General features: G+C 43.1%; 23 protein-coding genes. 3 read left to right on the top strand and 20 right to left on the bottom strand.

Annotation, left to right across the window (positions count from 1 at the left end; all coding sequences use genetic code 11):
* Positions 1–42 precede the first annotated feature (42 nt).
* The gene (locus MHI33_RS18590) at positions 43–621 is read right to left on the bottom strand and encodes an LOG family protein (RefSeq protein WP_044139006.1); all 579 of its coding nucleotides are present in this window, start codon (positions 619–621) and stop codon (positions 43–45) included.
* Positions 622–757: 136 nt separating this feature from the next.
* On the opposite strand from MHI33_RS18590, the gene MHI33_RS18595 reads away from it, so the two are divergent.
* A complete protein-coding gene (locus tag MHI33_RS18595; protein WP_113768112.1) occupies positions 758–1,087 on the top strand; it encodes a MazG nucleotide pyrophosphohydrolase domain-containing protein in 330 nt (109 codons plus the stop codon).
* Positions 1,088–1,115: 28 nt separating this feature from the next.
* On the opposite strand, the gene MHI33_RS18600 is transcribed toward MHI33_RS18595, so the two are convergent.
* Together MHI33_RS18600 and MHI33_RS18605 are read right to left on the bottom strand one after the other, a co-directional pair.
* Complete coding sequence (locus tag MHI33_RS18600; protein ID WP_340913071.1) at positions 1,116–2,738, bottom strand: SulP family inorganic anion transporter; 1,623 nt, start codon at positions 2,736–2,738, stop codon at positions 1,116–1,118.
* Between the two features lie 37 nt (positions 2,739–2,775).
* On the bottom strand, positions 2,776–3,357 hold the full coding sequence (locus tag MHI33_RS18605; RefSeq protein WP_065097977.1) for a beta-class carbonic anhydrase: 582 nt from the start codon (positions 3,355–3,357) through the stop codon (positions 2,776–2,778).
* A gap of 547 nt (positions 3,358–3,904) precedes the next feature.
* On the opposite strand from MHI33_RS18605, the gene MHI33_RS18610 reads away from it, so the two are divergent.
* Positions 3,905–4,882 (top strand): 2-hydroxyacid dehydrogenase, encoded by a 978-nt coding sequence (locus MHI33_RS18610; protein ID WP_065097976.1) that lies wholly within the window; start codon positions 3,905–3,907, stop codon positions 4,880–4,882.
* 178 nt (positions 4,883–5,060) lie between these two features.
* Positions 5,061–5,555: a ribonuclease gene (locus tag MHI33_RS18615; RefSeq protein ID WP_376765241.1), complete on the top strand. Its 495-nt coding sequence runs from the start codon at positions 5,061–5,063 to the stop codon at positions 5,553–5,555.
* Positions 5,556–5,605: 50 nt separating this feature from the next.
* Here MHI33_RS18615 and MHI33_RS18620 read toward each other — a convergent pair whose 3' ends face one another.
* The 17 genes from MHI33_RS18620 to MHI33_RS18700 form a co-directional block, all read right to left on the bottom strand.
* On the bottom strand, positions 5,606–6,349 hold the full coding sequence (locus MHI33_RS18620; RefSeq protein WP_340913074.1) for an arylamine N-acetyltransferase family protein: 744 nt from the start codon (positions 6,347–6,349) through the stop codon (positions 5,606–5,608).
* A 39-nt stretch (positions 6,350–6,388) separates the two neighbouring features.
* Positions 6,389–6,646, bottom strand: coding sequence for an HPr family phosphocarrier protein (locus MHI33_RS18625; RefSeq protein ID WP_044139392.1), 258 nt, complete (start codon positions 6,644–6,646; stop codon positions 6,389–6,391).
* Between the two features lie 26 nt (positions 6,647–6,672).
* The gene (whiA, locus tag MHI33_RS18630) at positions 6,673–7,623 is read right to left on the bottom strand and encodes a DNA-binding protein WhiA (RefSeq protein ID WP_044139391.1); all 951 of its coding nucleotides are present in this window, start codon (positions 7,621–7,623) and stop codon (positions 6,673–6,675) included.
* Between the two features lie 17 nt (positions 7,624–7,640).
* Positions 7,641–8,600 (bottom strand): gluconeogenesis factor YvcK family protein, encoded by a 960-nt coding sequence (locus tag MHI33_RS18635; protein ID WP_126740918.1) that lies wholly within the window; start codon positions 8,598–8,600, stop codon positions 7,641–7,643.
* A complete protein-coding gene (gene rapZ, locus MHI33_RS18640) occupies positions 8,601–9,488 on the bottom strand; it encodes an RNase adapter RapZ (protein WP_340913873.1) in 888 nt (295 codons plus the stop codon).
* A gap of 39 nt (positions 9,489–9,527) precedes the next feature.
* A complete protein-coding gene (locus tag MHI33_RS18645) occupies positions 9,528–9,992 on the bottom strand; it encodes an 8-oxo-dGTP diphosphatase (protein ID WP_003213484.1) in 465 nt (154 codons plus the stop codon).
* A gap of 357 nt (positions 9,993–10,349) precedes the next feature.
* Positions 10,350–11,300: a thioredoxin-disulfide reductase gene (gene trxB, locus MHI33_RS18650; protein ID WP_034620189.1), complete on the bottom strand. Its 951-nt coding sequence runs from the start codon at positions 11,298–11,300 to the stop codon at positions 10,350–10,352.
* Between the two features lie 233 nt (positions 11,301–11,533).
* The gene (locus MHI33_RS18655) at positions 11,534–12,925 is read right to left on the bottom strand and encodes a C40 family peptidase (RefSeq protein WP_340913082.1); all 1,392 of its coding nucleotides are present in this window, start codon (positions 12,923–12,925) and stop codon (positions 11,534–11,536) included.
* A gap of 363 nt (positions 12,926–13,288) precedes the next feature.
* Positions 13,289–14,746 carry a tetratricopeptide repeat protein gene (locus MHI33_RS18660; protein WP_268506828.1) on the bottom strand — a complete coding sequence of 486 codons (1,458 nt, stop codon included), beginning with the start codon at positions 14,744–14,746 and terminating at the stop codon, positions 13,289–13,291.
* Between the two features lie 130 nt (positions 14,747–14,876).
* Positions 14,877–15,506 (bottom strand): bifunctional phosphoribosyl-AMP cyclohydrolase/phosphoribosyl-ATP diphosphatase HisIE, encoded by a 630-nt coding sequence (gene hisIE / locus MHI33_RS18665; protein ID WP_340913084.1) that lies wholly within the window; start codon positions 15,504–15,506, stop codon positions 14,877–14,879.
* Positions 15,503–16,261, bottom strand: a complete 759-nt coding sequence (gene hisF / locus MHI33_RS18670) for an imidazole glycerol phosphate synthase subunit HisF (protein ID WP_106067312.1) — start codon at positions 16,259–16,261, stop codon at positions 15,503–15,505. The genes hisIE and hisF overlap by 4 nt, the downstream gene beginning before the upstream one ends.
* Positions 16,258–16,995: a 1-(5-phosphoribosyl)-5-[(5-phosphoribosylamino)methylideneamino]imidazole-4-carboxamide isomerase gene (gene hisA / locus MHI33_RS18675; protein WP_106067313.1), complete on the bottom strand. Its 738-nt coding sequence runs from the start codon at positions 16,993–16,995 to the stop codon at positions 16,258–16,260. The genes hisF and hisA overlap by 4 nt, the downstream gene beginning before the upstream one ends.
* Entirely contained in the window at positions 16,992–17,630 is a 639-nt protein-coding gene (gene hisH / locus MHI33_RS18680; protein WP_268506826.1) for an imidazole glycerol phosphate synthase subunit HisH, read from the bottom strand. The genes hisA and hisH overlap by 4 nt, the downstream gene beginning before the upstream one ends.
* Entirely contained in the window at positions 17,630–18,214 is a 585-nt protein-coding gene (hisB, locus tag MHI33_RS18685) for an imidazoleglycerol-phosphate dehydratase HisB (protein ID WP_058013608.1), read from the bottom strand. The genes hisH and hisB overlap by 1 nt, the downstream gene beginning before the upstream one ends.
* Positions 18,211–19,500, bottom strand: coding sequence for a histidinol dehydrogenase (gene hisD / locus MHI33_RS18690; protein WP_217012123.1), 1,290 nt, complete (start codon positions 19,498–19,500; stop codon positions 18,211–18,213). Before hisD ends, hisB begins: the two co-directional genes overlap by 4 nt.
* Positions 19,497–20,138, bottom strand: a complete 642-nt coding sequence (hisG, locus tag MHI33_RS18695; RefSeq protein WP_003213329.1) for an ATP phosphoribosyltransferase — start codon at positions 20,136–20,138, stop codon at positions 19,497–19,499. Before hisG ends, hisD begins: the two co-directional genes overlap by 4 nt.
* Positions 20,131–21,306, bottom strand: coding sequence for an ATP phosphoribosyltransferase regulatory subunit (locus MHI33_RS18700; RefSeq protein WP_268483124.1), 1,176 nt, complete (start codon positions 21,304–21,306; stop codon positions 20,131–20,133). The genes hisG and MHI33_RS18700 overlap by 8 nt, the downstream gene beginning before the upstream one ends.
* Positions 21,307–21,316: the final 10 nt, after the last annotated feature.

The following is a 21,316-nucleotide window of genomic DNA, read 5'->3' on the forward strand; positions in this document are numbered from 1 at the left end:
TCTGCTCCTCGAACAGACGGTTTTTTGTGGTTGAAATACGCTTTAAGACAGCTCCGTCCATTTCTGCTGAAGAGATGGTGTTTGATAAGAAGCCATCTGCGTGATTAATTCCTCCGGTTCGCTGGAGGCATGTAACAATTGGAGGTGTGATTCATTCGAGAAACCTTCCTGTACACTAAACTTCACCATGTCAATGAGCGGATTGAAATAGTCATTCACTTGATACAAGCCGATTGGCTTTTGGTGAATGCCGATTTGTGCCCAGCATAGCACCTCAAATAATTCTTCATATGTACCAAAGCCGCCTGGCATCGCAATAAATCCATCAGCCAGCTCACTCATTTTCGCTTTTCGTTCATGCATTCCTGTTACCTCGATTAATTCTGTCAGCTCTTGATGCACAACTTCTCCTCTAAAAAGCCCCTTAGGCATAACTCCAATGACTTGCCCGCCATTTCTTAAAACCTCATCTGCAATGGCACCCATCAATCCAATTCGTGAACCGCCGTATACAAGACGGATGTCATGCTCTGCCATATAAGTCCCCAGCTCTACAGCCTTTTCTTTGTAGACGTCCTTCACGCCTGGATTCGAACCAGCAAACACACAAATCGTTTTCATCAAAACAGCTCCATCTCTCTCTATGATTTCTTCACCCACTCATTCTACTATAATTGTTTTTTTAAAAACAACCGCTTCGTCTATATATAGTGTAAAATCAAAAGGTGCACACCATATAAGGAGCTGTATAAAGAGAATGCAAACAAATGAGATGGAGAAATGGATCAAGGATTTTTACAAAAAGAGAAATTGGACAGAATACGGACCGTTTATCCGGTTAGGGTTCCTGATGGAAGAAACAGGAGAACTCGCTCGCGCTGTTAGAGCCATCGAGATCGGACGTGACCGGCCTGACGAGCAAAAACAAAAATCATCTGAGTTGAAGAAAGAACTCGTTGAAGAAATGGGAGATGTGTTAGCGAATCTACTTATTTTAACCGATCTCTATGATGTCACAGTAGAAGAGATCTTCTCCTCTCATCAACAGAAACTCACAAAGCGTTTTTCAGAACTGAAAAGCACGTGACCACATCGTCACGTGCTTTTTTCCACCTTTATAGCTGCTGTGGTGAGATATCATCTGTTCGTTCAAAAAAATGCTGTTTTCCAATATGATGGAAAAGACCTGTTCGACGCAAAAGCTCTTTCGGCTGTGATTGAAGTCCGACAATCATCAGCTTACCATTATGATGCTTTAACCGGTTGGAGATATTCATCAGCACCGCTTCTGCTGATGTGTCCATATAATTGACTTTATTCATGAGCAGAATGAGCGTTTTTGGCTTTGTCTGAACATGGTCCAGAATCGAATTTTCGAGTGAATCTGTTGTTCCGAAAAACAGCGGCCCTTCAATGGCGTACATACTAATGCCTTGCTGGTCTGTCTGTTTTTCTAAAGCTGCTGCTGTTTCCATCTGGGGAACCGCAACGTTTGGATGAATGCTGGTCGTCTGGCTCATTTTTTTGATGAAAGCAATAAAGGCTAAAATGAGCCCTGCGGTGACGCCAATAATCAAATCACCGATGACCGTCAGCAGGAAGGTCACAACAAGTACAAGGGAATCCGCATTTTTCACTTTTACAATATTGATAAACTCTTTTCTCTCACTCATATTCCAAGCAACAAACATTAAAATCGGTGCCATCGCAGCAAGTGGAATCATCGACGCATATGGCGCAAATAGCATTAAGATGAGCAGCACGACGACGCCATGCACAACACCAGAAATCGGGCTTGCTCCGCCATTTTTGATGTTTGTTGCCGTACGGGCAATCGCCCCAGTCGCCGGAATTCCTCCGAACAGCGGTACCGCCATATTGGCAATTCCTTGCCCAACAAGCTCCTTATTGCTGTCATGCTTTGAGCCTTTCATATTGTCTGCGACCATTGCCGATAAAATTGATTCCACGCCACCTAAAAGCGCAATGACAATCGCTGGAGGGAGGAGGTAGATCATTTTTTCAATCGTTAATTCAGGAAAAGCAAAGCTTGGCAGCTGACGAGGAATTTCCCCATATGCCGAGCCGATCGTTTCAACTTGTCCTTGGAAAAAGAGAACAGCTAGAAACGTTGAAGCCAATAGACCTAATAGAGCACCAGGTATTTTGGGAATGTATTTTTGTGCCGCCAAAATCACAATAAGCCCAATAACAGCTGTGATGATGGCAAGACTGTTTGCGGTACCGAGATGGACCACAATTTCTCTCATATTGAGGAAAAAGCTTTCATGCTTTTCAACACCCTTTAATCCGAGGAAGTTGGCAATCTGCCCTGAAAAAATAATGACAGCAATGCCAGCAGTAAAGCCGATGATAACCGGACGAGGAATAAATTTCATGAGCTTCCCTAGTTTGAATATCCCGAATAATACAAGCATACACCCTGCCATAAAACCGGCAATGAGTAAGTTTTCGATACCGTATTGGCTGACGATACTAAATAAAATTGGAACAAACGCCCCAGTCGGCCCGCCGATCTGATACTTTGAACCACCAAACAATGAAATCAAAATGCCGGCAACGATGACTGTGTATAATCCATATTCTGGTCCGACACCAGATGCAATGGCAAAAGCCATGCCTAAAGGAATTGCCACAACGCCCACGACAAGCCCAGCGATTAAATCACGTCTAAATTTTGATGAATCATATCCTTCAAATCTTCCATAAAAACGCATGGTATGTGTTGGCCTCCTTCAAGTATGTGTAGATGATTTAGGTATACTGTGCGTCAATCTGATTATCTTTCACAACGACATCCAGCTTTCCCGTTGCTGGATGAATGACAAGTCCATGAACAGCCACATCACTTGGCATAAGTGGATGCTCTTTGACCAATTTCACACTTTGGGACACGCTCTCTTCAACCGAATCAAAGCCTGTCAGCCATCCCTTTAAATCAACTCCTGAGTTTTTCACAATGCTCAAACATTTCTCTTCAATGCCACGCGCTTTCGCCTTTTCAAGTAAAGGATCTGCCGCAAGACCTGCCATTCCGCATTCATGATGTCCTACAATGCATACCTCTTCTGCCTTTAGTTCATAGATTGCTAGCAGAATACTCCGCATCACACTGCCAAAAGGATGTGTTACGATGGCGCCCGCATTTTTAATGATCTTCGCATCACCGTTGCGCAGCCCCATGGATTGCGGCAATAATTCCAAAAGACGTGTATCCATACAAGTTAATATGACGAGTTTCTTTTCAGGAAATTTCCCCACTTTGTAAGGCTCATAATGTCTCTCTTGTACGAATTTTGAATTGTGCTGAAGAATCTGTTCTAATTTTGATCCCATTTTGCCAACTCCCAATCTTTTTATAAGTCACGTAAGCTCCTGCCTGTCCTCCTTTTCTTTCGTGTGTTCTCAAGCTTAAAGATGAAAAATGATAGAAAAAAAAGAAAAAAATGAGAAAACGATGAGAAGAAATGCGATCATTTTCTCTCATTTACGCTTCATCGCAAGGGGGACGCGGTCTTCCTTTCAATCTATCGTTCTCTGCTCGCCAAAAGACGATGAAATGGTTTAGTAGAAAACGACCTTCCCGTTTAATATGTTTCAAATTTTTTCTATCAAAAAATCTCGATCTATTTTCCAGTTTGTCAGATAATCTCTCAGAAAAACCGGCTTCTTCATATGTCACATCTCCCATTAGCTGATTTCCATCTAAGTAATAAATGCATCAGATGGCATATAAATAATCTTTTTCACTAAGAAAATGTCTCTCTTTTCCGTTATTTTAGTATATTAAATATTGAGCAGATAACCTTCAAACGTGTTCAGACGAAATGGTTGCTTTATAATAAAAGGAGCAAGATGACCATGTGAAAGGAGCGAGTTGACTGTGACACCACATATTTTTGTCGCCAAACCATTACCTGCCTCATTTGAGGAAATACTAAAGGAACATTGTACATACGAGGTGTGGCAATCCAAAGACCCCATTCCAAAAGATATTTTGTTTCAAAAATTGCAGCATGCTGATGGTCTTTTAACGTCTGGGACGAAAATCGATCAAGAGCTATTAGATCACGCACCAAAACTCAAGGTCGTGAGCAATAACTCTGTTGGCTATGACAACTTCGATATAGAAGTGATGAGGCAAAGAGGCATAATCGGAACGCACACGCCTCATACACTCGATCATACTGTGGCTGACCTTGCATTTTCACTCATTCTTTCCTCTGCGCGAAGAATTGCCGAGCTTGATCGTTTTATCCGTGAGGGGAAATGGACGAAATTTGTACAGGAAGAAGATATCTTTGGCATCGATGTCCATCATCAAACGCTTGGCATTATTGGCATGGGACGAATCGGAGAGCAAGTCGCCAAACGAGCTGCACATGGTTTTGATATGAATGTCCTGTATCATAACCGCAGCCGGAATGAAAAGGCTGAATCAGCATATGGCGCTTTATATTGCACACTTGATGACCTACTAAAGCAAGCTGATATCATTGTGTTGATTACACCGCTGACCGATGAAACGTATCATATGATTGGCGAACGAGAATTGAAGTTAATGAAGCAAACGGCTTTATTTGTAAACATCTCCCGCGGGAAAACAGTGGACGAAAAAAGCCTCATTCAAGCGCTTCAAGAGGGATGGATCAAAGGCGCAGGTCTTGATGTGTTTGAACAGGAACCGCTTCAGGAGAATCATCCTTTCAAAGAAATGAACAATGTCACCCTTGTTCCCCACATCGGTTCCGCTACTGAAACAACGCGGGATCTTATGCTGAAACGAGCCATTCATAATGTGATTCATGGAATTGATGGCAAAGCCCCTGTAGATATTGTGAAGGAGCTTGCTTCATCTTAATCGGAAAAGACGCAGGATTCAGAGCTGCGTCTTTTTATTTATTTCATCAGAAGAATATCAGGAGAAAAGCCTCATTTTAGCAAAGATCCTGTTTCTTTACATTTCCTTCATATTCGGGTGCTATAATATGAGGTAGACAAGCATCAAGAGGACAGCTTCCGATTTCCTTAATAGGAGGATGAAGATGAAAAAAATCAGTTCGGTTTTTACTATGTTTGCTCTGATCGCTGCTATTCTGTTTTCTGGTTTTATTCCGCAGCAAGCCAATGCCGAAACACCACTTACACCGACCGCCACAAATAAAACAGCTTCTATTCAACTGACATCAGATGTTCATACCCTTGCCGTCATTAATACGTTTGATGGTGTAGCAGATTATTTGATTCGCTACAAACGACTGCCTGATAACTACATCACAAAATCACAAGCAAGTGCTCTTGGATGGGTGGCATCGAAGGGAAATCTAGCAGAGGTTGCCCCAGGCAAAAGCATCGGTGGAGATGTTTTCTCTAACCGGGAGGGACGTCTCCCTTCAGCAAGCGGCCGCACATGGCGTGAGGCAGATATCAACTACGTCTCAGGCTTCCGCAATGCTGACCGCCTCGTGTATTCAAGTGACTGGCTCATTTACAAAACAACAGACCATTACGCGACATTCACACGGATTCGATAATCAATCAAAAAACAGCCCCATTTGACGCAGGGCTGTTTTTTTGATGCCACTTATGGCAGCAGGGTTTTCACGTATTCCTCAAAAGGCAGAGACAGCGGTTTTTTCGACACTTCTTCATGTTCATGTATAGTGACATGATCCTCGGTGACGATTACACGTCCTGTTGGTGTGAGCTTTGAAGCAAGTGGTCTTTTGTTAAAAGGAGAGGCTTCATTTTCATAAATCTCCTCTCTCATTTGGACCAATGTAGGCTCACTCACCTCTTCCAATGTAAATGCATAGCCTGTTTCAGCGCCTTCTCCTCTATCTAATTGGAGAAGATGCGTACCTTTTTCAGTTTCTTCTTCTTTGACTCGAAACCGAATAGACGCTCCTTCCACCCATTCTTCAGTAAAGGGTACAGGCTGGAGAGGTAAATTCACACCAAAACCCGCATCAATAAGATACCGTTCGTTTTGATGATTCAACGTCATGGCTACGTGCGTACCATCAATTGCCCATATGCCCGCTTCCTTGTTATACACGGTCCCTTGAACGAGCTGTACAGCAAGTCCTGCCTCTTTTAACACATAATATAAAAGAGGATTGAGATCGTAACAAAGACCTCCTCTGCCTCCTTCAAGAAGATGCTCTTTCAATCCTTCTTGATTCAAGGCATAGGATTGTTTGTTCAGCACAGATCTATTTTCAAATGGAAAGGTGTAGGCCATCTTTTTTAATAATGCAGGCAGGTCATCAAAGGTGATGGACTGTCCTTCGTATCCGATCTTCTGTAAAAATGCTGATTGCATCATGTTCATTCCCTTCTAAAAAAACTGAGTCTGTGAAGAGACTCAGTTTTCTTGATTGATAAAATCCGTTAACGCATCAATGGCTTCTTGTTCATCCGCACCATCTGCTATCAGTTTAACAGTGACCCCAGAGCTGATCGCAAGGCTCATGAGACCCATAATGCTCTTCGCATTGACTCTTTTTCCGTCCTTCTCTAGAAAAATTTCAGCTCCAAAGCGATTCGCTTCCTGTACGAACAAAGCAGCGGGACGTGCCTGCAAGCCTGTTTTCAACTGGATGGTGACCGTTTTTTCCACCATATGATCTGCCTCCCTTTTTCATTCTCCTATTTGAGTGTAACAGCTTGTCCGTTTCGTAATTGTTCTGCAATTTGATCTAGCTTTCTTAATCGGTGATTAATGCCTGATTTGCTAATCTTTCCACTTTCTACCATTTCTCCTAGTTCCTTTAGCGTGACCTCTTGATAGTCGACTCGCAGTTTTGCAATTTCACGCAGCTTATCTGGCAGAGCATCAAGTCCAATTTTTTCATCAATGAATTGGATGTTCTCGACCTGACGCAGCGATGCACCAATCGTTTTATTCAAGTTTGCTGTTTCACAATTGACGAGCCGGTTCACGGAATTCCGCATATCACGGACGATCCGAACGTCTTCGAAGCGAAGAAGTGAATTATGCGCACCTACAACACTTAAAAATTCGGTAATTTTTTCGGCTTCTTTCATATATGTGATGTAGCCTTTTTTACGCTCAAGTGTTTTACTGTTGAGATGAAATTGGTTCATCAGCTCACAAAGGGCATCATTGTGTTCTTTATATAGTGAAAAAATCTCAAGGTGATAGGAAGACGTTTCTGGATTATTCACAGAACCGCCTGCTAAAAAAGCACCTCTCATATAGGAGCGCTTACAGCACCTTTTCTTTACAAGCTCTTCTGAAATATTGCGCTCAAATACAAAATGCTCACCTAATATTTTCAAATCCTCTAAAATGGTTTTCGCTCGTTCTACCAGTCTGACAATATACACATTATTCTTTTTTAATCTCATTTTCTTACGAACGAGCAGCTCGACTGTGACATCATATTTCTTTTTTAGCAGCGTATAAATCCGTCTTGCGATGGCTGCGTTCTCTGTCTGTATATCTAGAATTAATTTTCGATTAGAGAAAGATAATGAACCGTTCATACGGATGAGGGCAGAAAGCTCTGCTTTTGTGCAGCAGTCCTTCACGTCCAGATTAGTCAGCTCTTTTTTTGTTTCGGATGCAAATGACATCCTTGCCACCCCCATTCCTATTTTTTCTTATGCAACAGGTCGACAAGCAGCGCGGCTACTTTCAGCGTGTCGTGACGAATCACATGCTGGTCGTATGTAATGATTTCCCCAGGGATGACTTCCAGTCCCATTGCCTTGAGTACATCTGTGTCGAACTGTACAGGCTGTGCCTGTTCTTCTGCATATTTTGCTTTGATCTCTTCTGGAATTTCTTTATTGTTCACAAAAATGGTATCAATAAATGGACGATCCATATGATCGTTTAATGCCTGCACATGATCAGCTGCACTGTAGGAAAGCGTTTCCCCTGGCTGCGTCATGACATTGCAAATATACACTTTTTTCGCCTTCGAACGAATCACTTCTTCACCAATATGCGGTACAAGTAAGTTTGGCAAGATACTTGTATATAAGCTGCCAGGTCCAATGACGATCAAATCGGCTTCACGAATGACTTGAATCGATTCTGGGAGCGGCTCAATCGTATTGGGTGTGAGGAACACGCGTTTAATTCGCTCACCGTAGGTTGGGATTTTTGATTCTCCTGTTACCACTTGCCCATTTTCTAATTCAGCATGTAGAACAACACTTGAATTCGCTGCTGGTAAGACTTTTCCTCTTACATTTAAGACCTTGCTCATTTCTGTGACGGCATGAAAAAAATCACCGGTTATATTTGTCATGGCCGCAAGAATGAGGTTGCCAAGTGAGTGGCCTGTTAAGTCATTCCCTTTGTTAAAACGGTGCTGAAATAAGTCTTCTACAAGTGGTTCAACATCAGAGAGAGCTGCAAGGACATTTCGAATATCGCCTGGAGGCGGAATATTCAAATCATGCCGCAGTCTGCCTGAGCTGCCTCCGTCATCAGCAACCGTTACAATAGCGGTAATATCCACTGGCTTTGTTTTTAGCCCTCTGAGCAAAACAGATAAGCCAGTGCCCCCGCCAAGAATGACCACCTTTGGAAGTGTCGTCATCTATTTTCTGCTTCTCTTTTCAATGTCCCGGTGAGTGACATGAGTGTAGTAGTCATTTTTAAAATACTCCGATAAGTAGTTCGCTAGCGTCACTGATCGGTGCTGTCCGCCTGTACAGCCAATAGCGATCACAAGCTGGCTTTTTCCTTCTCGTTTATAGGACGGAAGCATAAAGCTGAGAAGGTCAATTAATTTCTCTGTGAATTTTTGTGTCTCGCTCCATTTCATTACATAGGAACGCACTTCTTCATCGTTTCCAGTCTGTGGACGCATGCTCTCAATATAGTAAGGATTCGGCAGAAATCTCACATCAAATACAAGATCAGCATCAATCGGCAGACCGTATTTAAAACCGAAGGACATCACATTCACTGTAAACACCTGCCCTTGGGTCGTGGCAAAGTGCGTGACAATATTTTCTCGAAGCTGTTTTGGTTTTAAATCCGATGTATCAAAAATCATTTGAGCCCGGCCTTTTAACTCTTCTAACAGATCGCGTTCCATTGCGATTCCTTCGAGCGGCAAACCTGTTGTCGCAAGAGGATGCGAACGTCTCGTTTCTTTGTATCTTGAGACAAGCACCTTATCGTTTGCATCTAGAAATAATATTCTTGGTGTGATCCAGCCAAGATCACTCATTTCATCTAAGGCTGCAACTAAGCTGTCAAAGAATTCTCGTCCGCGTAAATCCATCACAAGGGCGACCTTGCTCATCTTCGAATTCGAATCCTTCATGAGTTCTAGGAACTTTGGTAAAAGTGATGGCGGCAAGTTATCTACACAGAAGTAACCTAAATCTTCAAAGCTTTGAATGGCAACGGTTTTCCCCGCACCTGACATTCCTGTAATAATCACAAGCTGAATATCTCCTTGTTTGTGCGTATTCATGCCTGCTTCCTCTCCTTCTTTATAAAAACGGTTCATGTATTAGTCTCCTTGAGGGTCTAACCGATAAGCAATCAATTCAAAATCAGGTGTATACGTAAAAGTACCGTGAAGAAGTCCTTTTCCCTTTAGCATGAAATCAAGAATATGGGAATCTCCTGGTGCCATCGGTAAATGCGGCACATCCTTTACTTCATGCCACTTTAAAATGCCTTCCTCTGACTCTGTCACGTTTTTTCCAGTAAATGAATCTGCCATAAAGGTGAACATCATCCACTCTTGAACGATTTGATCGCCTTCTTTTATGATAAAGGTAAAAACACCTTTTAACTGTGGATTTAAAATATAAATTCCTGTTTCTTCTCTATACTCTCGAACGACTGAATCCTTGACCGATTCTCCGCTTTCCATTTTTCCGCCCGGCGCTACCCACCAGCCCCGTCTTGGCTTTTGCAGCAAGAGAACTTGATCTTCGTGATGCAGCACACAATTGGTTACTCGTTGCATCAGCTGTCACCTACTCTTTTATGTCTTTAACTTATTATACAGGTTCATCCTGACTCCCACAATGAACATGCCCCTTCTTCACCGAAATCAGACCGAATTTCGTCTGAAAGGAGTGGCGGGCAATTTCTCTACTCTTTATTTTACAGCAACTAATGGTTCTCCATGCGTCATTTGTGAACATCTCATGAATTTCTGATTTTAAGCAAAAAAAAGGACACGGATTCTCATCCGTGCCAAACATGTATTCCTTATAAAAGGGGGTCAATTACTAGTTTTATCATAACGGAAAATTGTTTCACCCGTGTTACATTCCAGTTAAAAGCCCATGACGCTATATTAAGGATTTACGACAGCCTTTTATTTCGTTGCTTTGAGCTTTTCAGCAAGCTCTTCTACATAATGCTGTGCGCTTTGTGCGGCAATACTTCCGTCACCTGTTGCTGTCACAATTTGACGGAGTGTTTTTTCACGAATGTCACCAGCGGCGAAAATGCCTTCCACTCTCGTTTCCATTCTTTCGTTTGTTTCGATGTAGCCTTCTTTATTTGTAATGCCGAGATTTTCAAATGGTTTAGACAGTGGCAGCATTCCGATATAGATAAAGGCGCCATCTGTTTTAAAGTCTTCTTCTTCACCAGTCACCGTATCAATCAAAGTCACACTGCCGACTTTACCGTTTTCTTCATTAATTTGTTTAACGGTTTTGTTCCACATGAAGTCGATTTTTTCATTATCAAAAGCACGTGCTTGTAAAATGCTTTGTGCACGAAGCTTATCGCGTCTATGAACGATCGTTACTTTTGACGCAAAGCGTGTGAGGTACACACCCTCTTCTACCGCAGAGTCTCCTCCACCAATGACGACGAGCTCTTTGTTTTTAAAGAAAGCACCGTCACATACTGCACAGTAAGAGACGCCTCGGCCGCCAAGTTCTTTTTCACCTGGTGCACCGATTTTTTTGTATTCCGCACCTGCTGCAATAATGACAGAGCGTCCTTTGTATTCTTTCGAACCGGCTTTGACGATTTTGTACTCTTCACCGTCTACGATTTCTTTGATATCGCCATATGCATACTCAGCACCGAATTTCTTCGCATGGTCAAACATTTTATTTGAAAGTTCTGGCCCTAAAATGCTTTCAAAGCCAGGATAGTTCTCGACATCTTCCGTATTAGCCATTTGACCGCCTGGAATCCCTCTTTCAATCATCAATGTTGAAAGATTTCCACGTGATGTATAAACAGCGGCTGTCATTCCGGCAGGTCCCGCTCCAATGATGATCGTATCGTAGATTTTTTCTTCTGACACAACTGTCACTCCCTCTTCAATTGCTGCTAGCATTTCTTATTAGAATGCCCTTGGGTGATGCTTCCATTCATGACAGAAAGCATCCATCCCACTCTTAGTTTTATTCCTTACCCATATCCTATTAAATCTGCGGATAATAAGCGAATCATTTGCTCATATCTTCAAAAAAAGAAAAAGCTTCCTTAAACTGCTGTTTAAGGAAGCCTGTTTACGGTTATATAGTAAGTAATGATTTATTCAACGACTCTTCTTACAACGCCATTGAATGCTTTTTTCCAGTAAACATTGCTCATAGAGTCAACTGAAACACCGCGAGAGCTGTTATCGTTCAAGAATGTACCATTTCCTAAGTAAATACCAACGTGTCCATTTACTTTATACGTATCAAAGAACACAAGGTCTCCGCGTTTCATGTCAGATGCACTTACAGCTCTTCCTTTACCTACAAGCGTATCTGTTGTTGTACCGCCAACTGGTCCAAGGTTGATGCCTGCTGATGCAAATGCCCAGCGAACGAATGAAGAACAGTCAAAACGACGTGCGTCAATATCAGCTTGAGATCTGCCGCCAGCCCATTTATATGGAGATTGTCCAACAATGGTAGAACCTGTGCTGATCGCACCTTCGATTCCGCCTACGTTACTGCTAACAGGTGATCCACCGCCAGTAGATGGCTTCTTGCTTGGTGAACTGCTGTTGTTGTTATTATCGTTGTTATTTGAAGATCCACTGTTACTGTTATTTGAAGACGGGCTGCTGTCGTTCGTTGAGCTGTTGTCTTCTGCTTGAACACTAGCTTGACGCTGCTGTTGTCTTTGTACTTTTTCTTCTTTAGCTTTTTGAGCTGCTTCTCTTGCTTCTTTTTCAGCTTGTTTTTGAGCAGCGATTGTTGCGTCTTTTTCAGATGCAATGCTGTTAGCCTCACTGTTTAACTCGCTGATTTGAGAAGAAGCACTTCCCTTTTGCTTTTTCACTTGCTTGAATAGCTTGTCTTTTTCATCAAGCTGTTTATTCAAGTCTGTTTGAAGTGTTTCAAGCTTTGTAAGTGTCTTTTGAACATCTTCAAGCTTTGTGTTTAATTCCTTTTCAGACTTTTGAAGCTCAGCTTTGTCTTTTTCTTGCTCTTTAATGATTTCGCTGTCTGCGTTGATGAGTGTAGATACTGCACCTGCACGGCTGATGAAATCGCTAAAGCTTTTCGCTCCTAGTAATACATCTATGTATTTCGTAGAACCGCCGCTTTCTTGAAGCGCACGTACACGCTTTTTCAAGAATTTGTTTCGATCTTCAATACGTTTTTCAGTATCAGCAATGTCTTTTTTGAATGCATTGATTTCTTTTTTCGTTTGTTCATTTTCTTTTTGTTTTTCTTCGATTTGATCACTTGTTTTTAAAGCTTTCTCGTCAATTTCTTTTAGCTTTAGTGCAAGTGCCTCTTGTTTTGCTTCAAGCTTTGAAAGCTCATCTTTTTTCTTTTGAAGGTTTTTGTTAACCTCAGATTGCTTGCTGTCCAGCTCTTGTTTCTTTTGTTCAAAGTTCTGTGCGTTTGCTTCATGAGTAAATGGGATAAATAAACTGCTCGCTCCGATGACCGAAGCTAAACCGAAAGTAATAAACTTTTTCACGAATAGTTCCTCCTTTGACAATTTCCAAGCGACATGAGAAAGCAGCAAATTCTCTGCGTCCAATCTGTGCTATCTATGTCTTTCTTCCTGATTGATCAGTCAGATGTTGACCAGATTGTTTCTATCACTAGGTGTTTCATTATGTATAGTAAAATATCTAAATATATGTCTTTGTTTTAATCCACGATTTTCATTATACATGAGACATCGACAAAATGAGCTAATATTTTTATTACATTTATGTTTCAAAAACATGTCGTGATTGTCATACTTCGCCAAATCCTTGCAAATCCCACCTTTTTATCCAAGAAAAAAGCATGACCTTTTCGGCCATGCTGCAATCTTCTAAATCTATTTACCTATTCAATCAATTAATGTACAAATGACTTGTTCATATTTAGACAGTGTTTGAACACTGATTTGAAAAGAGGCTGCAATCTCTTTTTTGCTAATAGATTCTTCTTGCTCCTCTATCCATAAATAATAAGATGCTGCTGCCCATGCAGGCGCATTTTTCTTATCTACGCCAGAAGCACGTGCCTGCTGAATAATATGGAATAACCAAAAATAAGGCATATGGCTGTCAGGCTGAACAGCTTCTTCCAAGCTGGATGCCGCCTGTTTTGCAAAAACCGCATCTTCTGAAAAAGACCGTGCTTCCATTTCATCTTCGTATAAGAGCAGTTCAATGAATTGCTGTTCAAAAGCGGTTTTCGCTGCGCGTGCATCAAGGACAGATTGAAGAACGTCACGTTCCCCTTTTTGTTTGCTTACATAGTACGCCGTCAGCCGCTCCTCAATGGAGACCATTGGCTCAGTCTCCTCAGGTTTATCCTGCCACGGCTTGATTTCATCTGCATCGATATCTTCTTCGACCATCTTATCCCAAACCGTCTGTGCAAGCGTTTTGTGACCTGTATAATAAGCTGCGCTTGCGAGCCAGTATAAAAATGTACTATCTCCCTGAAAGCCTGTTTTGTACAAAGAATAAAGCCATTTAAAGGCCCATTCAAATTCTCCAACTAGGGCAAATGTTGCGCCAAGCTTATAACGCTGTTCACTTAATATTGGATACACGTGCGTTAATTGCTTTGCTAACGTATTGACCTTTTCTTCTTCTTTTTCATAATGATAGAAGACAAGCTGGTTGCAAAGGGCATGCAGATTACCCGGATTTTCATCTAAAACCCGGTTCAGCATTTCTTTCGCCTGATGGATTCGACCAGAATAAAAATAGGCCAATGCGAGATTATTGTACGCTGACCAAAATTCTGGATACTCAACAATCATCTGTTCCAGCATCTCAATGGCTTCATCAAGCCTGCCGCTTTCCAGCAAGTGATTTGCTTGATCCTGCTTCACAATCAGGTCATCCTGATCGTAAGGAAAATCTTCGTCCTCTTCGTCACTCATATCGAGCAAGTCGAGAAGGTCATCATTTTCATCTGCAAATTCCCCGTTCTCTTCTAATGAAGCATAGGCAGTCGCTGACTTATATGCCTCTTGAAAGAGTCCTAGATTCGCATAATTATTGGCTTTAAAATAGTGACACTCAGACATATTTTCATCAATATGTTCAAGGATGAAATCAAGCAGTTCATTTGATTGTTGGAAATGACCCATTTCAGTATAAATAATAGCAAGCTGTGACAGCATTTCTACATTTTCAGGCTCAAGTACGATAGCCCGCTGTATTAGCTTACTCGCTTTAGATAGATTTCTTTCTCTATAAGCTTTTAGACCTTTATGAAAAAAGTAATGCCCATCTTGGAATAGCTGGACGACTTGTGTGTGATTATTTTGAGAAGTGTATTTACTCACTGATACCCTCCATTTCGAACAGTGTACCGTGTGTAGTATAACATACTTCAAGAGTCGTCACATAGAACAAAAGAAAAGGAAGGATTTGTTTTTCACTCAAAAGTAAAAAGCCAGAGGTGCCCCCGGCTTTTTACTCGCCTTGATGACGTTTTTTTAATACTTTTAATACATCATCAAGCGGCAATTGCTGTTCACGTAATAACACAAGCAGGTGATACAGAAGATCGGCTGTTTCCCATTTCAATTCTTCTTGATCCCGGTTTTTTGCGGCAATGATGACCTCTGACGCTTCTTCCCCTACCTTTTTCAGTATTTTATCGACCCCTTTTTCAAATAGATAGGTTGTATAAGCGCCTTCTGGCATTTCTGCCTGACGTTTCGCAATCACCTGTTCAAGTTCATTTAAAATGGCAAAACGATCCTGCTCTTCCGTTTGACGCTTCACGCCTTCTTCCGAAAAGCAGCTATAGCTGCCAGTGTGACACGCTGGTCCACTTGGTGAGACAAGAATAAGCAGAGCATCCTTGTCACAGTCATATCGAATGGATGTGACTCGCTGAGTATGTCCAGATGTGGCGCCTTTGTGCCAAAGCGCGTTTCTTGATCGGCTGTAAAACCATGTTTCTCCTGTTTCTAGTGTTTTTTCATAGGATTCTTGATTCATATACGCCAATGTCAATACTTCCTTACTTTGAGCATCCTGTACAATCGCAGGTATCAGGCCTGCCTCATGAAAGGATAATTCGTTTGCCTGTTTCATCTGACCTTCACCCCGTGTTCTCTCAAGTATGTCTTTACCTCTTGAATTGAAGTCTCTTTATAATGAAAAATGGAAGCTGCTAAAGCTGCATCCGCTTCTCCTTTTGTAAATGCCTCCAGCATATGCTGAGCATTGCCAGCGCCTCCTGAAGCAATGACAGGTACGGTGACAGCTTCTGACACAAGCTTTGTTAATTGATGATCAAAGCCCTTTTTCTCACCGTCGGCATCCATACTTGTCAGCAAAATCTCTCCTGCCCCCCTCAGCACGGCTTCTTTTGCCCAATCGCTAACCTCTATATCCGTTTGACGACGCCCTCCGTGTGTATAAACCATGTACGCTTTTTTCTCTTCATCGTACTTTGCATCTATTGCGACGACGATGCACTGGGAACCAAAAAAATCGGCGCCTTCTGAAATGAGTTCTGGTCTTAAAACTGCCGCTGTATTTACAGATACTTTGTCTGCACCTGCTCTTAATATGCGCTTCATGTCTTCAAGGTGGTTAATTCCCCCGCCTACCGTAAAAGGGATGGCAAGAGTGGACGCCACTTGCTTGACCACATCCACCATCGTTTTCCGGCCTTCATGAGAGGCAGAAATATCAAGAAAGACGAGTTCATCCGCCCCTTCCTCATCATATATCTGCGCTAATTCTACCGGATCACCAGCATCCTTTAAGCCGAGAAATTGCACCCCTTTAACCACACGACCTTCCTTCACATCGAGACATGGGATGATTCGTTTTGTCATCATACGCGGTCAAGCCCTTCAATTGCTTCAGCTAAAGTAAACCGCTCCGTATAAAGTGCCTTTCCAATGATCGCACCAGAAACGCCTGACTGTTTTTGTGCTGACAGCTTTTGGAGATCGGCTACCGAACTGATACCGCCTGAGGCAATAACTTGTTTGCCAGTAGCTTCTGCTAAGCGAACTGTACTTTCCACATTGGGACCAGCCAGCATGCCGTCCATTTGAATATCTGTGAAAATAAAGACCTCCGCGCCTTCCTTTGTCAATTCTTTGCAGAGATCCTCCGCCTTCACTTTCGACGTTTCAAGCCACCCCTCAGTCGATACAAAGCCATTTCGCGCATCGATGCCAATCGCTATTTTCTCCCCATATTGCGCAAGCATTTTTTTCACAAAGGCAGGGTTAGAAACAGCCGAGCTGCCAAGGATGACTCTAGCTACACCATTGTTTATATAAAAGGCAACGTCTTCTTCTGTCCGAATGCCGCCGCCAATTTGTACATTTACATCTAAGGATGAAGCAATCGCCAGCACATGCTCATGATTCACGCGATTCCCCGCTTTCGCACCATCTAGGTCAACGAGATGAATCCACTTTGCTCCTTCATTTGCAAATCGCGTCGCCATATCGAGCGGCGAATCTCCATAAATGGTTTCTTGATCATAATCTCCTTGCACGAGCCGTACACATTTGCCATTTCTCATATCAATTGCTGGATACAATGTAAATTCACTCATTTGTTCACCCTCTGTTCGTTTGCTAATTGAATAAATTGTTTGAGCAGCGCCATGCCCGTTGTACTGCTTTTTTCAGGGTGAAACTGTGCGCCTAGCACATTTCCCTTACCAACAACTGCTGGTACTTGAACGCCATAGTCTGCGCTTGCTAATTGCTCTTCTGGATTCATATCCCTCACATAATAAGAGTGAACAAAGTACGCAAATCCTTCGGATACCCCGTCAAACAATGGGGAGGGCTGATGAAATGTGAGCTCATTCCACCCCATATGAGGCACCTTCAGCCTTTGCCCACCCTGGTCACGATCCTTTAGAAGAACGACACGCCCTTTTAGCAGCCCCAAACCTTTCGTACGCCCTGCCTCTTCACTTTCTTCAAATAACAGCTGCATCCCAAGACAAATGCCAAATAGCAGCTTTCCTTCCTGCACTACTTGGTGGATAAACGCCTCAAGCCCTGTCTGTTTTAACAGCTGCATCGCATCACGAAACGAACCGACCCCAGGCAAAATATAAGCATCTGCCTTTTTGAGCTCCTCCACATCAGAGGAGACGATATAACGGGCACCTGCTCGTTCCAGTGCTTTTGATACGCTGAACAAATTTCCCATTCCGTAATCAATGACTCCGATCATTAGAGCATCCCCTTTGTTGAAGGAATCCCTTTCACACGTGGATCAATGGTTGTTGCTTCATCTAAAGCACGTGCCATCGCTTTAAAGATAGCTTCAATCATATGGTGCGTATTGGTTCCATAGTGAACAATTACATGAAGGTTAATACGAGCTTCTAGCGCAAACTTCCAAAGAAACTCATGTACGAGCTCTGTATCAAAGGTACCGACCTTTTGACTTGGAAAGGCCGCTCTCATTTCCAAATGAGGACGATTACTTAAGTCGACCACGACCTGGGCAAGCGTTTCATCCATTGGAACAAAGCTGGACCCGTACCGCTTAATCCCCTTTTTATCACCTAACGCTTCCTTAAACATTTGCCCAAGCACGATGCCGATATCTTCTGTTGTGTGGTGATCATCAACATCTGTATCTCCTTTCGCATCGACGGTCAAATTAAAGTGTCCATGCTTCGTAAATAGATCGAGCATGTGTGTCATAAAAGGGACATCTGTTTGAATATCCGCTTTTCCTTCCCCATCAATCTCTAACGATAATGAAATATTCGTTTCATTTGTTTGTCTCGCTGTTTCCGCCTGTCTCATGACGATTCCCCCCGCTTTCTCGATTCAATCGACCTTGCATGTGCTTCGAGCCCTTCTAACCTGGCAAAAGCCGCAATGCTATCCCTGTGTGTCTCAAAGGCTTCTTGACTATATGAAATAATGCTCGTTTTCTTTTGAAAATCGGTCACACCAAGCGGGCTAGAAAATCTAGCTGTTCCGTTGGTTGGCAGCACGTGATTCGGTCCTGCAAAATAATCTCCCACCGGCTCAGGGCTATAACGCCCTAAAAAAATCGCCCCTGCATGCTTGATTTGACCAAGAAATGATTCTGGATATGCTGTCAGCACCTCTAAATGCTCTGGCGCTAACTGATTGACGACGTCTACTGCACGATCCATGGAATCTGTCACGTATATACGGCCATGATGTTGTATGGATTGTGCAGCGATTGATTTTCTTGGCAAGGTGTCCAGTTGCGCTTGCACCTCAGCTCGCACATTTTCAGCAAGTGTCTTAGACGGGGTCACCAAAATACTAGATGCCAGCGCATCATGCTCTGCCTGAGAAAGTAAATCGGCCGCCACCTCATGTGCTATGGCCGTGTCGTCTGCTAGAACCGCAATTTCACTAGGACCGGCAATCATATCAATGTCTACCTGACCAAATACTTCCCGCTTTGCCAGTGCGACATAGATGTTGCCTGGACCTGTGATTTTATCAACAGGCTGGATGCTTTCTGTTCCATAGGCAAGTGCCGCAATCGCCTGTGCACCGCCCATTTTATACATCTCTGTAATACCGAGCTCCTTCGCAGCAACGAGTACAGCGTCAGAGAGGTAGCCGTCTTTCCCTGGGGGTGTCACAAGGACAATTCGCTTAACACCAGCGACAAGCGCCGGAATCACATTCATTAAAACAGATGATGGATAAGCAGCTGTTCCGCCGGGGACATACACACCAACTGCATCAAGTGGTGTCACCTTTTGTCCGAGCATCGAGCCATCCTGCTGGTGATAAAACCAAGAGGATGTCAGCTGACGCTCATGGTATGTGCGAATATGACGGATAGCCGTTTGGATCACCTGAATCATGGCTGGGTCCAAACGTTCGGAGGCTTTTGTCATTTCCTCGTCTGTGACAAGCGGATCTTCAAGCAGCACCCCATCAAATTGCTTTGTAAAAGACTGTACCGCTTGATCACCATTTAGCCTCACTTCTTGTATAATCCGCTGAACAGCCAGGCGCTGCTCTTCCGTGCCTGTATCTAAAGTCCGTTTGAGCGAGAGTGTCTCTGTCTCACCTTCTTGTATGTAGGTGATGTTCATGATGTTTCCTCCCCTTCAATGATTCTTGCAAGGCGCTGCGCCATTTCATCGATCACCGCATCCTTCATCCGATAGCTCACAGGATTGACAATAAACCGTGATGTAATATCACAAATATGCTCCGTTTCAACAAGTCCGTTTTCCTTGAGTGTTTGACCTGTAGAGACAATGTCTACAATACGATCGGCGAGTCCGATGAGCGGTGCTAATTCAATGGAACCATTCAGCTTAATGATCTCTACTTGCTCCCCTTGTTCTCTAAAATAGGAAGATGCGACATTTGGGTACTTTGTTGCCACACGCGGTGCAACACCGCCCCAGCTGGCTCCCGGCAATCCGGCAACCGCTAAATGGCATTTACTGATGTTTAAATCAAGCACCTCGTACACATCACGAGCTTCTTCGAGCATGACATCCTTTCCTGCAATGCCAACATCTGCTACACCGTGCTCTACATAAGTCGTCACATCCATTGGCTTCGCTAAAATAAAGCGGAGGTTTTCTTCCGGTACATCGATGATTAACTTTCTTGAATCCTCGAATTCCTCTGGCAGTTGATATCCTGCCTGCCTTAACAGCCCTGCGGCTTCTTCAAATATTCGGCCCTTTGGCATCGCCATCGTCAACACTTTACCCATTTTGCTCTCCCTTTCTAGCGCCGATAAAATAAGTCACCTGCTCAAATACCTTGGTCATCGCGTCAATATTTTCAATCCCTGCTAAGTCTTGCAGCACGATCTTTTTCCCTTTTGACCGCTCCTTTTCTGCAAAAGCAAAAGCTTCCAGTCTTTGTTCTTTACTAAAAATCACTGCCTCCTGCGGTTCATTGATTTCTTTTGCATCAAGTGCTTCAAGCAGACGATCTAATCGAAGTCCGAATCCTGTAGCTGGTGCAGGTGCATCGAAATGAGCAAGCAATTGGTCATATCTGCCGCCACTTCCGATGACTGACCCAACATGATCTGCAAATACTTCAAACAAAATACCCGTGTAGTAGCTCATATGACTCACCATGCTTAAATCTAGACGGATATATTCTGTACAGCCGTAATCTTCAAGTGTCTCCCAAAGCGACTTTAACTGCGTAAGCACCTCTTTTCCTTCTTGTGAAACGACGATGTCCTCTGCCCGCTCTGTGACTTCCTGGCCGCCTCTTAACTCTAAAAGCTGTAACAGCCTCGTTTTATCGATGGAGGAGAGTGGCAATTGCTTCACATGCTGACGGTATCCTACATAATTCTTTTCATATAAGAATCGGCGAAGAACGTTTGCACGCTCTGTATTTCCCAGTACATCTACAAATAACGTCTCTGCTAAAGCGACATGCCCAATCGCGATTTTGAAGGACTTGAGCCCAGCATTTTTTAATGCGAATACGACAAGCGCGATCACTTCAGCATCTGCACTAATCGAACCGTCTCCAATTAACTCAATTCCGACCTGCTCAAATTCTGATGGCCTCCCGCCTTCTCTTTCCTGTGCCCGGAACACATTGGCCGCATACCCAACGCGAAGTGGATACGCCTGTTCATGAAGCTTTGATGCTGCCACTCTAGCAATAGGTCCCGTCATATCAGGTCTGAGTACAAGGGTTTGCCCGTTCTGATCTAACAGCTTAAAGAGCTGTGTATCTGTAATCGCCGATTGAACACCGACTGTATCGTAAAATTCAAGCGTTGGTGTTTCCATCAACCGGTAACCCCAACCATTCATGACCTCTGTTAAGGAATGTCTCACTTTTTTCTTCGTCTCATACAATCCTGGTAATGAATCCCGCATACCATATGGTTTCTCAAACATAAACATGTTCTTCTGC

Origin of the sequence: Bacillus sp. FSL K6-2971, assembly GCF_038006405.1 — a bacterium.
Classification (GTDB): domain Bacteria; phylum Bacillota; class Bacilli; order Bacillales; family Bacillaceae; genus Bacillus; species Bacillus pumilus.

Coding starts and splice junctions, on each gene's coding strand:
- MHI33_RS18590 (WP_044139006.1), bottom strand. CDS start 621: ATGAAAACGATTTGTGTGTTTGCTGGTTCGAATCCAGGCGTGAAGGAC.
- MHI33_RS18595 (WP_113768112.1), top strand. CDS start 758: ATGCAAACAAATGAGATGGAGAAATGGATCAAGGATTTTTACAAAAAG.
- MHI33_RS18600 (WP_340913071.1), bottom strand. CDS start 2,738: ATGCGTTTTTATGGAAGATTTGAAGGATATGATTCATCAAAATTTAGA.
- MHI33_RS18605 (WP_065097977.1), bottom strand. CDS start 3,357: ATGGGATCAAAATTAGAACAGATTCTTCAGCACAATTCAAAATTCGTA.
- MHI33_RS18615 (WP_376765241.1), top strand. CDS start 5,061: ATGAAGATGAAAAAAATCAGTTCGGTTTTTACTATGTTTGCTCTGATC.
- MHI33_RS18620 (WP_340913074.1), bottom strand. CDS start 6,349: ATGATGCAATCAGCATTTTTACAGAAGATCGGATACGAAGGACAGTCC.
- MHI33_RS18625 (WP_044139392.1), bottom strand. CDS start 6,646: ATGGTGGAAAAAACGGTCACCATCCAGTTGAAAACAGGCTTGCAGGCA.
- whiA (WP_044139391.1), bottom strand. CDS start 7,623: ATGTCATTTGCATCCGAAACAAAAAAAGAGCTGACTAATCTGGACGTG.
- MHI33_RS18635 (WP_126740918.1), bottom strand. CDS start 8,600: ATGACGACACTTCCAAAGGTGGTCATTCTTGGCGGGGGCACTGGCTTA.
- rapZ (WP_340913873.1), bottom strand. CDS start 9,488: ATGAATACGCACAAACAAGGAGATATTCAGCTTGTGATTATTACAGGA.
- MHI33_RS18645 (WP_003213484.1), bottom strand. CDS start 9,992: ATGCAACGAGTAACCAATTGTGTGCTGCATCACGAAGATCAAGTTCTC.
- hisIE (WP_340913084.1), bottom strand. CDS start 15,506: ATGAAACAGGCAAACGAATTATCCTTTCATGAGGCAGGCCTGATACCT.
- hisF (WP_106067312.1), bottom strand. CDS start 16,261: ATGATGACAAAACGAATCATCCCATGTCTCGATGTGAAGGAAGGTCGT.
- hisA (WP_106067313.1), bottom strand. CDS start 16,995: ATGAGTGAATTTACATTGTATCCAGCAATTGATATGAGAAATGGCAAA.
- hisH (WP_268506826.1), bottom strand. CDS start 17,630: ATGATCGGAGTCATTGATTACGGAATGGGAAATTTGTTCAGCGTATCA.
- hisB (WP_058013608.1), bottom strand. CDS start 18,214: ATGAGACAGGCGGAAACAGCGAGACAAACAAATGAAACGAATATTTCA.
- hisD (WP_217012123.1), bottom strand. CDS start 19,500: ATGAACATCACCTACATACAAGAAGGTGAGACAGAGACACTCTCGCTC.
- hisG (WP_003213329.1), bottom strand. CDS start 20,138: ATGGGTAAAGTGTTGACGATGGCGATGCCAAAGGGCCGAATATTTGAA.
- MHI33_RS18700 (WP_268483124.1), bottom strand. CDS start 21,306: ATGTTTATGTTTGAGAAACCATATGGTATGCGGGATTCATTACCAGGA.